The 13591-nt window shown below is 44.1% G+C and carries 17 protein-coding genes; 4 read left to right on the top strand and 13 right to left on the bottom strand.

Going from position 1 to position 13591, the window contains the following annotated elements; genetic code table 11:
- Positions 1-899: ABC transporter permease subunit (locus K8S13_RS01585; RefSeq protein ID WP_291459919.1), on the top strand; the 899-nt coding region annotated here is incomplete at its 5' end.
- A 47-nt stretch (positions 900-946) separates the two neighbouring features.
- Positions 947-1735 carry an HAD-IIB family hydrolase gene (locus K8S13_RS01580; protein WP_291459917.1) on the top strand — a complete coding sequence of 263 codons (789 nt, stop codon included), beginning with the start codon at positions 947-949 and terminating at the stop codon, positions 1733-1735.
- A gap of 37 nt (positions 1736-1772) precedes the next feature.
- On the opposite strand, the gene K8S13_RS01575 is transcribed toward K8S13_RS01580, so the two are convergent.
- On the bottom strand, positions 1773-2483 hold the full coding sequence (locus tag K8S13_RS01575; protein WP_291459915.1) for a hypothetical protein: 711 nt from the start codon (positions 2481-2483) through the stop codon (positions 1773-1775).
- Between the two features lie 176 nt (positions 2484-2659).
- Positions 2660-3265 (bottom strand): DUF1007 family protein, encoded by a 606-nt coding sequence (locus tag K8S13_RS01570; protein ID WP_291459913.1) that lies wholly within the window; start codon positions 3263-3265, stop codon positions 2660-2662.
- Positions 3266-3438: 173 nt separating this feature from the next.
- Here K8S13_RS01570 and K8S13_RS01565 point away from each other — a divergent pair, with 173 nt between their 5' ends.
- Both K8S13_RS01565 and K8S13_RS01560 read left to right on the top strand, forming a co-directional pair.
- Positions 3439-3888, top strand: coding sequence for a helix-turn-helix transcriptional regulator (locus tag K8S13_RS01565; protein WP_291459912.1), 450 nt, complete (start codon positions 3439-3441; stop codon positions 3886-3888).
- 40 nt (positions 3889-3928) lie between these two features.
- Positions 3929-4315: a hypothetical protein gene (locus tag K8S13_RS01560; RefSeq protein ID WP_291459910.1), complete on the top strand. Its 387-nt coding sequence runs from the start codon at positions 3929-3931 to the stop codon at positions 4313-4315.
- Here K8S13_RS01560 and K8S13_RS01555 read toward each other — a convergent pair.
- The 11 genes from K8S13_RS01555 to K8S13_RS01505 form a co-directional block, all read right to left on the bottom strand.
- Positions 4233-4889, bottom strand: a complete 657-nt coding sequence (locus tag K8S13_RS01555) for an ABC transporter permease (protein WP_291459908.1) — start codon at positions 4887-4889, stop codon at positions 4233-4235. The genes K8S13_RS01560 and K8S13_RS01555 overlap by 83 nt on opposite strands.
- Positions 4879-5106, bottom strand: coding sequence for an ABC transporter substrate-binding protein (locus tag K8S13_RS01550; RefSeq protein ID WP_291459907.1), 228 nt, complete (start codon positions 5104-5106; stop codon positions 4879-4881). The genes K8S13_RS01555 and K8S13_RS01550 overlap by 11 nt, the downstream gene beginning before the upstream one ends.
- A 165-nt stretch (positions 5107-5271) precedes the next feature.
- Positions 5272-6282: an ABC transporter substrate-binding protein gene (locus K8S13_RS01545; RefSeq protein ID WP_291459905.1), complete on the bottom strand. Its 1011-nt coding sequence runs from the start codon at positions 6280-6282 to the stop codon at positions 5272-5274.
- Complete coding sequence (locus K8S13_RS01540) at positions 6282-7145, bottom strand: DUF4198 domain-containing protein (protein WP_291459904.1); 864 nt, start codon at positions 7143-7145, stop codon at positions 6282-6284. Before K8S13_RS01540 ends, K8S13_RS01545 begins: the two co-directional genes overlap by 1 nt.
- Positions 7135-7344 carry a FeoB-associated Cys-rich membrane protein gene (locus K8S13_RS01535; RefSeq protein ID WP_291459903.1) on the bottom strand — a complete coding sequence of 70 codons (210 nt, stop codon included), beginning with the start codon at positions 7342-7344 and terminating at the stop codon, positions 7135-7137. The genes K8S13_RS01540 and K8S13_RS01535 overlap by 11 nt, the downstream gene beginning before the upstream one ends.
- 43 nt (positions 7345-7387) lie before the next feature.
- On the bottom strand, positions 7388-8674 hold the full coding sequence (locus K8S13_RS01530) for a DUF4857 domain-containing protein (protein WP_291459901.1): 1287 nt from the start codon (positions 8672-8674) through the stop codon (positions 7388-7390).
- Positions 8674-9345: a hypothetical protein gene (locus K8S13_RS01525; RefSeq protein WP_291459900.1), complete on the bottom strand. Its 672-nt coding sequence runs from the start codon at positions 9343-9345 to the stop codon at positions 8674-8676. Before K8S13_RS01525 ends, K8S13_RS01530 begins: the two co-directional genes overlap by 1 nt.
- A gap of 1 nt (position 9346) precedes the next feature.
- On the bottom strand, positions 9347-10282 hold the full coding sequence (locus tag K8S13_RS01520; RefSeq protein ID WP_291459898.1) for an ATP-binding cassette domain-containing protein: 936 nt from the start codon (positions 10280-10282) through the stop codon (positions 9347-9349).
- Positions 10283-10424: 142 nt separating this feature from the next.
- On the bottom strand, positions 10425-11237 hold the full coding sequence (locus K8S13_RS01515; protein ID WP_291459896.1) for a DUF4198 domain-containing protein: 813 nt from the start codon (positions 11235-11237) through the stop codon (positions 10425-10427).
- A gap of 77 nt (positions 11238-11314) precedes the next feature.
- A complete protein-coding gene (locus K8S13_RS01510; protein WP_291459895.1) occupies positions 11315-11668 on the bottom strand; it encodes a hypothetical protein in 354 nt (117 codons plus the stop codon).
- A gap of 15 nt (positions 11669-11683) precedes the next feature.
- On the bottom strand, positions 11684-13591 hold a 1908-nt coding region (locus K8S13_RS01505; protein ID WP_291459894.1), incomplete at its 5' end, for a ferrous iron transporter B.

Genomic DNA, 13591 nt, shown 5'->3' with positions numbered 1-13591 from the left:
TAGATTTTTTTACCTATGCATTTTTAATACTGGGAATATTTATTGTTGGATTTCCCATAATTTACAGCCTGATTGCGGCAACCCTGCCGTTGGAAGACGTATCAAAAGTCCCCATGCCGCTCATTCCGGGTGACCAGTTTCTGGTCAATATGAAAGAAGCCTGGTCAAGGGGAGATCTGGGGACTCAGATCGTAAATTCCTTTATTATGGCCTCGGGTATCACTGTGGGAAAAATTGCCGTATCCATGATCGGTGCCTTTTCCATTGTTTACTTTGATTATAAATTCAGGGTTGTGGCGTTTGCATCGGTTTTCTGTACATTGATGCTCCCTGTGGAAGTCAGAATTCTTCCCACCTATGAAATGGCTGCCAATGTTCTCAGCCCGCTTCAAGCCCTATGGGATTTTTTGCATCTGGACAGCCTTATGTCATGGTTCAGCGGTCATGATATCAGTGTTACTCTCAACTGGTGTCTGCTTGACAGTTATACCGGACTCATCCTTCCCCTGGTTGCCTCGGCAACCTGTACTTTTTTGTTCCGGCAGTTTTTTTTGACCATTCCCGAAGAACTTTGTGAGGCGGCAAAAATTGACGGGGCTTCTCCAATGATGTTTTTTAGAAAAATTCTTTTCCCGCTGTCCAAGACAAATATTGCCGCCCTTGTGGTCATCGAGTTTGTATATGGCTATAATCAATATCTATGGCCCCTGCTGGTGACGACCAATCCTAAAATGACAACTGCTGTCATCGGTCTTCAGAACCTTATCCCCCAGGCAGATGATCTGCCGGAGTGGAATATTGCCCTTGGTGCGGCTGTCCTTGTTATGCTGCCCCCTATTCTGGTCGTGCTGTTCATGCAAAGATGGTTTGTAAAAGGCCTGATTGAGAAAGAAAAATAGTACAGTTCATACATTTGCCGTTATCTTTACAGGAAAATAAAATGGTGATGAAGTCAATAAAAGATTTTCCACGGGAAAAAAGATCTGCCATCACTTATCTGCTCACAGATATTGATGATACCATAACCTGTGAAGGCAGAATTCCGGCATGTGCTTTCCAGGCCATGGAAGATCTTGACAAAGCCGGCATAAAAGTAATCCCCATCACGGGCAGACCTGCAGGATGGTGCGATCATATCGCCAGAATGTGGCCGGTTAACGGAATTGTCGGTGAAAATGGCGCGTTTTACTTTGTGTATGATAGCCATGAAAAAAAAATGATCCGTCGGTATTTTAAAACAGATCAGGAACGGGAACAGGATCAAACAAAACTGGCTGTTATAAAACACAAGATCCTGCAATCAATCCCGGGATGTGTGGTCTCGGCTGATCAACCGTACAGGGAAGCTGATCTTGCCATTGATTTTGCCGAAGATGTTCCGCATCTTTCCCAAACTGATATTAATAAAATCGTTGATATATTTGAACAATACAATGCAACTGCAAAAATCAGTTCTATTCATGTGAATGGCTGGTTTGGGTCATATGACAAGCTTTCCATGACTAAAATAATGTTCAAGGAAGTATTTAAAACAGATCTGGACGTAATAAAGGAAAAGGTTATCTTTGTCGGGGACTCTCCCAATGATGAGCCCATGTTTGAATATTTTCCCAACTCTGTCGGTGTCGCCAATGTTCTTGCATTTCAGGACAGGCTTGCATTCAAACCTGCCTGGATAACAAAGGGAAAAGGTGGTATCGGCTTTGCACAGCTGGCACAGGTCATTGTCCCGTGATTTGTTTAGTGTCCGACCGAAATCGCTGATTTTTGATTTAAAGGCTGGTCATTAAAAGGATAAACCCTAAACAAGCCACCAATAAGCCTGCCGTGGCTTCAATCATATATTCAAGTCTTGTTAAAATTCTGCTGTGATTGGAGGCCAAAGAGAGAACAGCAGCTTTGCCTGACATGCCTGCCATGACAATCAATGTAACGGTTAAAGCCATGCCGAAAGAAATGGTTGTACCCAGTAAAATTCCCAGCCAGGTTAGATCCAGAGATATGGCAAACAACATCACCATGACCACACCGGGACAGGGGATGATACCCACTGCTATTGCTGTTATAAATGGATTGGCAAACAGTTTTGTATGGTTGTCATGATGTACTGTTTTATTTTTGGTCCATTTGTAAATGCTTTTGAAAAATATGATGAGTCCAAGGCAGGTGATCAAAGAATAACTGATGATTTGAGTGATACTTGTCATGGTTTCAAGTGAGGCTGAAATACTTGTCTGCAATAAATATTTTACGATCAGAACAAAGAAAATGCCTGAAAATCCATGGGTTAATGCCACGAGATTGCTGAAAATCAAGCCTTGTAAAACGCTTGGTTTACAAGACAGGATATAGGATAGGGCGACTGCCTTTCCATGTCCGGGGCCGGCCGAATGGATCGCGCCATAAGCAAAGGCTGAGACAATAAGAATAAAAAAGGGTGCCAGGCTTTTTTTTGTTTTAGCCTCACGTATTAAATTGGACATTTTTTCTCTTAACTGCTGTTGCCAGAAAATTATTTTAACAAAGAATTTGCTTTTTATCAGTGGCTTAGGCGCTGCCATGTGCTGGTTTTCAGGTTTTGCTGTAAATGGATTTTGAGTATTCCCAATAGAGACAGGTATAAATATAAATATAAATAAAAAAATTGAAATCTTTTTCATCATTTTAATTTAAAATCCAGAAACAGGGCCCAAGGATTGACCATGTCATAGTATATTAAGGTGGATTTGTCTATTTTTATTTGAGCCTTAACTTCAAATCTGTCATTGTTTTCAATTGCAAAAGGATGTCTCTCTGTAAAATAAACGGCAGAATAGTAATTCGGGTCATAGGAAGCAATGCTGATATGTTTAAAGTTTTTTGCGGCACTGATATGGCAGGGGATGAAAAATTCATAGATCAAATTTCCTTTGTCAATCCTGGCAAAAAAATCAGTCACATATTTCACTTCAAAAGGAGTGTTGTCAATTTTTACATAAATAAAATAATTAAACTCGGCAATATAGGAAAATGCTTTTCCCTTGATAGATGCCACCTCTGTTTTTTCAAGAATTCCATTTCTATTCAGGTCATGATCATCGCAGATCATGCTGGAAAACATTTCATCAAATTTCCAGTATACATTAAAGCCTGCCATCCCTTTTTCATCAAACACGATTTTCAGATTCTGGGCAATAAAAACATGGGGATGTGCCCAGGTAAGTTTAACCGGGATAAACAGCAGGCAGGAGATGAGAAAAACAGATTTAATAATCATATGTTTCATATATTTTGCACCAGTATTTTTTATAGCACTCGTATTTTTTGACCCCTTATATAGTATGGGTAATATAAAATTGAAATAGAAAAAAAGAGGATCTCTTTCTTGACATTAGATTATTATATCTTTGTATTACTGTGTAACGAGTTTATAACACATTAACGGTTTGGTAACTATTTATGCTGGAACAATTCGGCCGGGAAATTAAAAAAGAAAGGGAACGCTTTAAATTGTCCCTGGCACAGTTTGGCTCCCTGGTGGGAGCTCCTGCTGTCTCTGTAAAAAGATGGGAACAGGGAGTAAAGCCCCAGGAGCGCTTTGTATTTCAGATTGTTCTTGTTCTGGGACTGATCAATGACCCGGATGAGATTTTTTTTGACCTTGGCCGACAGGGTATTGTACTTGATGAAAAGCACTGGGAAGGTTTTGCAAGTCTGGTTAAAGCGGCCAAAAAGAGTCTGGCGGCGGCAAAAGAGACGGGTCTGCCTGAACCGGATGTGGCTGGAGCACTTGTGGCAGGAATTTTCGGGCTTCTCAGCCTGATTGCCACGGCATTTGCAACAAAAAACATGCTTGGCGCAAAGGCATGTTCCTCTTTTGCAACCCGCATTGCCCAATTTTTAAAATAGATGGCGGGAACAGGGAAACTTGGTTTCAAAGGGAGTTTTAATGACTGAAATAAAACTCAGGCAGGATGATGATGATCTTCTGCCTTTGATCAGAAAATGCACCAATGATGAGTTGGACAACATAGTGGGATATATCACACAAAAGGGTGGGGTGTCATGCCGGCTTAAACATATAAAATCATATAAAACCCATTATCCGGATCATTTGCAATATGTGGATGAAATAGCCGCAGAGATTCAGAAATTTGGCGGAAATACCATTCTTAATATTATGCGAAAAGGTAAGGGTGTGGGAATAAATTCCGTGATTCTGCTTCTGGCCTCCCTTGGGTATCTGCCGCCGGTTATCTCAGCAGTGCTGCACAATATGAGTACCATTGGGATATTGGGCTATGCAGCAGTAAAAAACAATAGAGAACCTGATTAACAATTTGTTGGGCAGCACAATAATAGTAATAATATTGAAGGGCATAAAGTGAACTCAGTTCAAAGACTATCCCTGGAAGATAGATCTCTTTTAAAAGCATCCAGGGACCGGCCTTATAAACTCTTCCCATTTCCAGAATCCTTTTGTCCACAGCTTCGATCCCCTCAATTGTATTTACATAAATAATGGGGATGATTAAAAGCGCTGTGACAAAAATAGTCTGCACACTTCCCATGCCAAACCAGATCATGCTCACCACAACAAGAACAACAGGGGGCATTGTCATAAGAGACCAGCGGAAAGGCTCAAACAGCCATCTCATTTTTTTATTGAGACCTGCCATCAGTCCGAGTACAAACCCGATAAGGCTGCCAAACAAGAGAGCCAGCCCAAATCTTTCAATGGTAATACTGACATTTTTCCAGAAATCAATAGTCTGAACCATTTGAATCAGACTGAAAAAAGTATCTGCGGGAGAGGCTATGATAATCTCGTGGAAAATAATGGATAGTGTCTGCCATCCTGCGACAAACAGCCCCACACCCATAAGACCATATCTGATTTTAGTATTCAAAAATAGTATACTTTAATGCCCTTTCAAAGGCAGCGGCATTAACTCCTTTGACATGATTTGCCGCTAAAAGAGCCGCCTCTTTAGGGTTTTTCACAGACCATTTTACGCCGGCGTCATATGCTTTTAGAAAGGCATTAACCAGCTTTGGTTGTTTCAAGACATTGGGGAGTGCAACAACCCCTGCGTTTGGGAATCTCGGGCTGCCGCCTGTTGCCACATGGGCATGGCAAGGGGTGAGAAAGGAGTTGTAAGTATAACTTTATCCATTTTTTCAGCTGCAAAACCAGAGCCGGGCACCAGAAAAAGTATAATCACAACCATAAAACTCAAACTCAAAAATCTTTTACTTCTCATCATTTACCTTTTCTCCTTTGAAAATCGTTTACCGGGCCAACGCCACAGCCCATTTTTTCAAAATATCCGGGTACTCAAGCACACTTGAATCCACATAAGCGGGCAGGGCATATACGGCCATATTCCGGATAGCTTTTACCTGGGCAAAGGCTGGATTGGCGGTCAGATAGTCGGCAAATGCCCTTTGAACGGCCAGGGCATCCCCGGTCATGACGATGACGTCGGGATTCGCCTTGATCACCGGGTCCAGAACCATTCCATTTTTTTTCTTGCGTACCGGATAATGGCCCTTATTTGCTTTGCCGTCAGCCGGCTTGAAGCTGTCCCCCACATTGAGGCATCCCAGCGGGTCCAGCAGGAAGTGGTCCGCGTATCCGTAGGGAGCCTCAACCCGCAGGGTCGATTTCCCGGTGGAGGGCTGGTAGGTTCCGCTGAAAATGATCACCTTTTTACCCAATTTTTCTTTCGGCAGTTTCGCTTTCACCCTGGCCAATTTCTTTTTATATTTTTCAATAACCTTGTCTGCTTTGGATTCCCGATCCAGCAGTTTGGCGGTTTGGCGCACCGCCGACTCAAGACCCTGGGAAAAATCCACGTATTCAATTTTTACGTCCATACCCGCCATAATGACAGCGATATTTTCCAGTTTTATTTTGGGCTTGTAAAGGCAGAAAACATCGCTTTTTTCCACAATCACCCGTTTGATTCCGCGTTGAGTCAGTGCATTGGGAATGGTTTCCTTTTTCTTGACAATGGTACAATTCGGACATCCCAGTATCTGGCTGACGGTCTTGAGCTGTTTGGCCATGGACCATAGGGAGCCGCGTACCGACATGGCCTCCGGAAGCACGCCAAGGTTATATGCAATATCCACCACCCGGTCTCCGATGATGATGACTTTGATTTTTTCGGGGGGCGGTGATTTCATTCCCGCTTTGGCTTCTCCGGGCTGAAAAGCCATGGCAAAGATAGTAAGCATAACCGCCGCCAATATCATTGATTTTGAAAAATTGTTTTGTTTTGCTGCATTTGTTTTCATTATAATTTTTTCCGTTCATTATCAACCTGGAACACCAGGGTGGCGGTGAGTTTCATCTGTTTGTATGTCTGTCTTTCTTCTTCCGGTGCCGGCACTTTGACAAAGTAACGGATAAACCACCGGCCGGGATTTGGGATGGGGATGGTGATCCGGCTGCCGTTAACCTGGGTTTTGGGGTGGAACATATTTTCAGCAATAGTAGAGAAGCCGTTGTACGTTGCATCCCAGGTGCCTTGCCCCGTGAAAAGTTTGCCGTTCTGATAGACATTTAGTTCCAGGTTTTCGCCGGGCTTGAGTGAAAAGATATCGTTTGCCGGTATAAGTTCCAGGGCGAGACCGGCCTTTTGCGGAGATGTAGCAGAAGGAGTGTCGCACACTACATAGGTTTTGGTGTATTGTTTGGAATAAAGGCTTATATGTATTTTCGCCGCCTTATCCCTGATTTTGTTCATGGGCTTGATGGTATGGCGTTCTCTGCCCTTTTTATCCGTGTATACTGTGTAATAGCCCGGATTTGTTTCAGCCGTGAGCATCCAAGTGCCCGGGGTATCATAATTAATCATATAGGAGTGCAGGCAGGTTTCATCCCTTATGCCTATTTCCCGGACGTCTCCTTTGGGGGAATAAACCTTGATGCTTTTGAGTTTTTTGCTCCGCACACCATCATCCACGGGAATGTGGTGGCCATAGCAGAAAAACATGGGGGATGCTTTGCCTTCATTGACCTTATACCGGCTGGACTGGATAAACAAAGAGTGGGCAAAGCAGGCAGGGGCTGTAAATGCAAAAAGCAGGAGAGCCGTGAGAATGCCTTTAATGCAAGCTGCAGCCTGTTGGTCCGGGGTATTATTTTTAATTGTCATTATCATTTTCTTCTTTAAATTTTTTTGGTTGTTTTGTGTATTTTTTAGAAGGATCAGTGTTCGGAATGCTCTGGTTTGAACAACAGCCGTTGCAACTCCCACCGCAGGACGGATTTTCTGAACCAAAGGTTTTTTTATACCGGCGGTACAGATACCAGACAGCCAGTACGACTGCCAGAATAATAATGATGTTTTCCATATGAATTGATCTCCTTTACGTGTAAAAACCTTAGACTTAAACCCTATGGTTCGTCATCCAGGTCAATCATATTAATGGCAATGAGCCCATAAATACCGGTTGTGGCTACCAGGGCGGTTTTCCATAAGCCAGGCGGTTTTTTTCTTCCAAGCATGGTCTTTGAAAAAAAGATACCAAGACAGACAATAAGCCCCAAAAGAGCATATTTGCCTTCACTTTGAACCTGCATGGATAAAAACCCGCTGTTTTTTGTGTCAAAATGAAGGCAAAAGGGGAACAGGGTGTGGTATACTTGTTTTGCAAGGGTTACCCTGGCCCGGGACATGGTATGGGAAAACTTTTTTATGACCATAAAATTCCTGTCCATTGCCACTGCCCTTATCATTGTCTGATCCGAATACACGGCAGTGCAAAACAGGGGATTAAAGATCAGTTTGATGTCCATGCAGTCGGGATCATAATGTTTCAGGGGCAAAGGAATCAGTTTATAGTTATCATAGGACAAAAGGTTGATTTGGTTGGTATGGGTCAACAGCAGGCCATAGTATTGTTTCTGCCTGTTTTCAGATATCTTGATAAACCGGGTTTTCAGATTCGTATCAATGGGGGTTTTAATGATTTCAGGTTTTCCATTTAACCGTTTGACATGGAAGACACAAAATTTGGCATCCACCATGAAAATGCCTTCATCAAAGGGTTTGAGCACAGTAAATTTTCCGTTTACCGATTGAACAGGAAAAATAAAGCCGCAGTCTTTTAAGGCATTGGTAAAAGTCTTTGTCAGGGCTTTATCCTCTCGGTTGGTATCTGTATTGATAAATTCCATGGCAGTTGGGGTCATGCGGAACCTGTCATCTGGAAACACCAGGCGTGCCTGACCCGGGTTGGATTCCAGCAAAGGCCATAAAGGTGTGAAAGGCCGTCGGTCAGTGATGTACCCGGACTTTAATTCCAGGACTCGGCGGTTTTTTTTGATGGTCTGTTTATCAAATTTTTTTCCGTCTATTTCAAGGGGGAGAAGTCCCCAGATTTCCATATTTTTATAAAAAATAAAGGGCAGGTGCTTTTCAAATTCCCTGCGCGAGACATAGGTATTGCCAGCCTTTTGATAGGCAATGCCGGTATGGTGGTCCACAGATGTTGTCAGGGCTTGTTCAGGTACAGTTCCCGTGAATTTTTCCTTTAAGATAAAGTCCCGGCTGACAGGACTGTAGAACAAATGGGTTTTTTTAATTTGTTTGAAAAAGATTTTTTCATAGAGTATGGGCAGGTAAATAGCGGATACCAGGATCACCAGCAGGGTAAAGCAAAGACAGGCACATTTTTTCATTATACAGTCCTCCTGTACCGGAATCGATAGGCCGGAAGCAATACAGACAATACCATGAGTAAAAGGGGTAAGATCAGCCAGGGGAGAGCCGGGCCATAGCTGCCGGGATTCGGGTTATGAAGAAACAGGCCTGCCACACCTGCGGCAACTGCCATGTTGAATACCTTAAGGCGGAAATTGGGTTCCAGAAGGGCCAGGGTACCGCCAAGATAGGCAGCAACCCCTGCCATGGTCCAGGGCAGGGCCGTTACAAGGCTTGTCATTACGGCTTCTTTTGGAAAGTATTGGGCCGTGATCACCCACAAGGCCGTAAGATCCAGCAGGGCCACTGTCCCATAAGCCGTCAGCCCTACCAAAACATGGGCAAGGATCAGTATGTGGGGGGAAATCGGAAGATGCAGCGAGAGTCTGAGCCTTTCTCCCCACATTTCAGGCAAATATTGGAAACAGGCAATAAGGATGCCTGAAAGCAAGGGGATATATTTCAAGTCTTTAAAATGAATCTGCCCCAGATGGAGCACCCGATACCAGACCACTTCAGGGTGGTCCAGGATAAATAAGTTCCGGGTGGTAATGAATATATAGGCTGTGAGAGCCAGGTTCATAAGAAGAATTATCAGCCACAACCAGCGGATTTTAAAAAATTCCTTAAAAAAAATTGCTTTTAACATCTTAATATCTTCCTGTGTATCCGATAAATGCATCCTCAAGACTCATTGGCACTTCTTTCAGGTCATTTGGATCATTCAGGGCAAGACCCTGTTTTTGGACTGCGTCCCGGACTTCGTTTTTTTCGGCGAAACTGAAAAAGTCCCAGTAATCGGCATGCTCTTCAATGTTTTTAATCAGGTTTTCAGGTAATGGATTGAATTGAGAACCAAATTGAGGCCTGAACAGGCGGTTTTGATTTTTTTTGTCCCTGAGCACCCTGTAACAACGGAACCTGCTCGTAAATTTTGTCAGGGATGTGGTCAGTAGGCCTCCGCCTTGTTCCAGAAAAATCACTTCATCCACAAAGTCTTCCATATCCTGAATCACATGAGAAGTAAGAAACACGGTTCGGTTCCTTCCCTTGTTGAGAAATTCTCGCATGTCATCTAAAAACAGGCGCCGGTACCCGGCATCCAGGCCGATGGAATAGTCGTCCAGCAGGAGCAGTTCCGGCTGCTGGGCCATGATCAGACCTAAGACCACCTGGGAGCGCTGACCGCAGGACATATTTTTTATCAGGTGGTCATGGTCGAGCCTAAGCTTGTTCACCAGTTGATAGTAAATGTCCCTGTCCCAGGCTGGATAAAAGGGGGCATAAAATTTTTCAATCTGTTTAATGGACATGAATTCGTAGGATAGATGACCTTCAAACAAAAGACCGATGCGGGTCCTTGCATCAGGGGAAAGGTTATGGGAATCCTCCCCAAACACCCGGCATTTTCCTGCACCAGGACGTAAAAAACCCATGAGAATCTTGATCAGGGTGGTCTTGCCCACTCCGTTTTTTCCCAGAAGACCATAGATTTTCCCGGGGGGTATGGTAAAGTTCAAGTCTTCGTATATGGTCTGTTTCCCATATTGATGGCTCAGATGTTCAACCTCAATAACAGGTGTCATGGCATTGTTTTTCCCTGTAAAATATTTTAAAAAACGCCGGACCCTGTTTGATGGATAGCATGAGCCATGGGAGACATTGTATTCTTCAATCAGAATCCGGCATAGTCAGTCTGCACAGAATGTACAAACTTACGGGGGAGGGTTATTTCATATCAATGGCCTTGATCCAGATAACAGCATCCCTGGAGCATTTTTTGCCCTTGTGGGTATAGTCGGGGTCCAGATCCAGTGCTGCAAATCCCCACCATCCTGCCTTGGGAATGCCAAAGGTGAACACACCGTTTTTGTTGGCAAAAATGGTCTGGAGGATAAATGCATCCTGGGGCGCAGTTGCCCTGGCTTCTTTGGCAAAGGCTTTTTTGTTCAGCAGGGGCTTGTGGTTCAGGTATTCGATTTCAATTTCAGCGTTGGCAACAGGTTTGCCGTTGAGAAGTACTTGACCCTGGAAGACATTGCCGGTCCATCGGTCATAGGGTTTTGCCAAAGGAACGATTTCCGTGGGAATCCCCACCGGCTCCATCCATGCACCAGGCTCTCCACCTACATTGATGATGACCTTGGTGTTCTGTTTGATATAAAAAGATTCATTCGCTTCCCAGTAGGGATCGGGAACCAGGCAGAAAATATGGTCTCCGCCACGGGCGGAATAGGTGGTTTCCCAGGCGTTGCCTGAGTTTGTCAGGCTGGTCCAGGTAATGGGTTTCAAGGTGTCCAGAAGATCGATTTTCTTGGGTGCATTTTCACCCCTGGAACGGACCACAAAAAACTGCTCGGGTTTTCCCATATCCATGGTATGACCGGCTTCAAAAGGATGGGTAAATACCAGTGCCAGAGGTATTTTACCGCCTTTATTCAAGGCTGCATCCGGAGTGTAAATCATTTGAAAATGGGCAGATGCGGGAATACTCATTGCCAGAATCGCCAGGCTTGCCAACATAAGATACAATTTTTTCATTTAAAAATTCTCCTTTAATATTTATTGTCTTTCTTTAATTATATTTACCGGCAGGGCATGACTTGCCGGACTTCATATCACTCTGTGATTTCCTTGCCGTCCACTTCAATCTCATGGCCTTCACCGGCATCAAATATCACTTTGTAATCCTTAGCAGGTTTGTCAAAGGTATATTCGCTGTCTTCATCCATTTTACCTTTGATTAGTATCTTGCCGCTTTTATCCTCCACCCTCATTTCAACTCCAGAAGCCGAAGAACCGTCTGAAAATCCGCCTTCGCAGGTAATGGTGCCGTCTGCATTGTCATAGCAGGAACATAAGGGTGTGTGGGCATAACAGATTCCTGCCGGAAAAAATCCAAGGGCCAAAAATCCAAGGGCCAGAAATCCAATGATCGGTATGCCGGTGAAAAGCATTTTTTTGTTAAACATTTAAATTCTCCTTTTTTATACATATTCTGATTTTGGTTTAATAAATCCCATTATGATTGTCAGGAACAGTGCCAGCACATAGAATGCGATCATGGCCTGAAGTCCTGTAAGTCCCAGGGCGCTTCCGCCCGTGAAGATCAATGTTGCCGCAATGATGCCCAGAATCATGGGGTATATCATGGCAAACATCATCCATTTTACAGAGCCTGACTGTAATTTAACGGCAATGGAGGTGGCAAGGCAGGGCGGATATAATACCATGAACATTATCAGGGCCAGGGCATGCAGGGGAGTAAAACCTTTTTCTCCCCGGGCCATGCGGCTTTCTAAGGATTCACCTGCCTCATCCTGTTCATATAAGGCACCCAGGGTGGCAACGGAACTTTCCTTGGCTGCAAATGCGGAAAGCAAGGCTACATTGACCCGCCAGTTAAAACCGGCATATTGGGTTATCGGCTCCATGGCTTTTCCCATGCTGCCTAAAAAGCTTTTATCAATACGTTCCTTACGCATTTCCCGTAAAAGTATTTTTCTGGCCTTGAAAAGTTTTTTAAAGGCTTTGTTTACTTTTCTGGCAACTTTGTCCTTGCCGGGTTGGGCAATTTTGTAAAAAACAGGGTTCCTGGATTTGAATTTTTCTTTCAATGCCTTACTGGCTTCAGGACCCTTGACCAGCATTTTTTTATTTTTAAAATTCTCCCAGTAAAGAACCATGGCCATGAGGTTTTCTCCTTCTAAAGTCTGTTCATAGGGAGTGCCTGCAATCTTTTTTTGGAAGGATGCAATGGCTTTGTCTTTTTGGATATTATAATGTTCGGTTCTTTCGTTGCTGATGCCGGGGAACTGTAGAAGTATAAAAATGACCACGGCCAGAGCCACAACAATGGTGGTAATCTTTCTGATAAACATCCAGACCCTTTCTATGGCGCGTCCTAGAACACCGCGAATGGTAGGCAGATGGTAAGGAGGCATTTCCATGACAAAGGGTGCGGTTTCTTTGTCCTTTAAAACCGTCAGGGTCAAAATTTTTGACACGGGCAGCACCATCAACAGACTGATGGTGGAGATAAAAAACATGGTCAATCCCTTGTACTGGGCAAAATAAATATTGATCAGCAGTACATACAGGGGGATTTTGGCCAGGCAGTTGAGCATGGGAATGATCAAAATAGTGGCCAGACGGGAGCGTTCATCGGGTATGCCCTTGCAGGACATGACACCGGGAACCGCACATCCCCCGACATAAATACCTCCCAGCACCATGGGCAGGGTGGACTGGCCGTGGAGGCCGAAACGGTTGAACAGCCGGTCCATGATAAAGGCCATGCGGGGCATGTATCCACTGTCTTCCAGGATGGCAATAAGCCCGAAAAGGATAAAAAAGATAGGGATATAATTCAGCAGGGCATTGACCGAGTCCACTATCCACAGGGTAAAGGCCCTGATCAGGGGTATATCTATAAATCCGGGATCAGGCATGATCCCCGCCGTGATATTCCGCAGCTTGGCCAGAAAGGGCCAGGTGTAATTAGTCAGGTTATAGCCCTGAACAATGGATAGATAATACAAAAGCCAGATCATCCCTACCATGATAACCGGTCCTAAAAATTTATGGCAGACCAGGTTATCAATTCTGTCTGAAAGGGGTCTCCCGGATTTAGCAGAACGGGTCAGACAGGGCCTGCACACACCTTCTGCTGCCACATACCGGCATTGGGCAACATACATATCAGTTTTTTCATCAAAGGCTGCATCGAATTTGTCTCTGAGAATCTCAATTTTGGTCAGAATTTGGTCTGGATGCGATGCTTTTTTTCGGATCAGCTTCTGGATGGCCTCATCTCCTTCCATGAGCTTAATGGCCATCCAGCGCAAGGGATAGGTTTCCACAAGATTTGTTTCAGATGTGAGCAGATCCTGAAC

The organism is Desulfobacula sp. (assembly GCF_021107415.1).
This window is presented reverse-complemented; position numbering and strand designations above follow the sequence as displayed.

Coding starts and splice junctions, on each gene's coding strand:
- K8S13_RS01580 (WP_291459917.1), top strand. CDS start 947: ATGAAGTCAATAAAAGATTTTCCACGGGAAAAAAGATCTGCCATCACT.
- K8S13_RS01575 (WP_291459915.1), bottom strand. CDS start 2,483: ATGTCCAATTTAATACGTGAGGCTAAAACAAAAAAAAGCCTGGCACCC.
- K8S13_RS01570 (WP_291459913.1), bottom strand. CDS start 3,265: ATGAAACATATGATTATTAAATCTGTTTTTCTCATCTCCTGCCTGCTG.
- K8S13_RS01565 (WP_291459912.1), top strand. CDS start 3,439: ATGCTGGAACAATTCGGCCGGGAAATTAAAAAAGAAAGGGAACGCTTT.
- K8S13_RS01560 (WP_291459910.1), top strand. CDS start 3,929: ATGACTGAAATAAAACTCAGGCAGGATGATGATGATCTTCTGCCTTTG.
- K8S13_RS01545 (WP_291459905.1), bottom strand. CDS start 6,282: ATGAAAACAAATGCAGCAAAACAAAACAATTTTTCAAAATCAATGATA.
- K8S13_RS01540 (WP_291459904.1), bottom strand. CDS start 7,145: ATGACAATTAAAAATAATACCCCGGACCAACAGGCTGCAGCTTGCATT.
- K8S13_RS01535 (WP_291459903.1), bottom strand. CDS start 7,344: ATGGAAAACATCATTATTATTCTGGCAGTCGTACTGGCTGTCTGGTAT.
- K8S13_RS01530 (WP_291459901.1), bottom strand. CDS start 8,674: ATGAAAAAATGTGCCTGTCTTTGCTTTACCCTGCTGGTGATCCTGGTA.
- K8S13_RS01525 (WP_291459900.1), bottom strand. CDS start 9,345: ATGTTAAAAGCAATTTTTTTTAAGGAATTTTTTAAAATCCGCTGGTTG.
- K8S13_RS01520 (WP_291459898.1), bottom strand. CDS start 10,282: ATGACACCTGTTATTGAGGTTGAACATCTGAGCCATCAATATGGGAAA.
- K8S13_RS01515 (WP_291459896.1), bottom strand. CDS start 11,237: ATGAAAAAATTGTATCTTATGTTGGCAAGCCTGGCGATTCTGGCAATG.
- K8S13_RS01510 (WP_291459895.1), bottom strand. CDS start 11,668: ATGTTTAACAAAAAAATGCTTTTCACCGGCATACCGATCATTGGATTT.